The sequence below is a fragment of the Pseudomonas sp. SIMBA_068 genome (assembly GCF_046534705.1).
GTDB classification, from domain to species: domain Bacteria; phylum Pseudomonadota; class Gammaproteobacteria; order Pseudomonadales; family Pseudomonadaceae; genus Aquipseudomonas; species Aquipseudomonas putida.
The window spans coordinates 1-267 of record NZ_JAWRYI010000640.1 but is presented as its reverse complement, the minus strand read 5'-3'; the positions used below and the strand labels follow the sequence as shown (position 1 = coordinate 267).

Annotated in this window: 1 protein-coding gene; it reads left to right on the top strand. The window is 68.5% G+C overall.

What is annotated here, in order from left to right:
• Positions 1-267: diguanylate cyclase domain-containing protein (locus SB756_RS30780; protein ID WP_410913330.1), on the top strand; the 267-nt coding region annotated here is incomplete at both ends.

Here is a 267-nt window from a genome sequence, read left to right as displayed (position 1 = left end):
CGGGCATCACCCTGGCGCGCCTGGGCGGCGACGAGTTCGCGGTGCTGGCCGAAAGCTGCCCGCAGCTGGTGCAGGCGGCGGCCCTGGCCCAGCGCATCATCGACGGCCTCAAGGAGCCCTTCCAGCTTGGCGAGCAGCAGGTGGTGATCAACGCCAGTATCGGTATCAGCCTGTTTCCCAGCGACGCGCTGAGTGCCAGCCAACTGCTGCGCAACGCCGATGCGGCGCTGTTCAAGGCCAAAAGCGCCGGGCGCAACGGTTACGCCC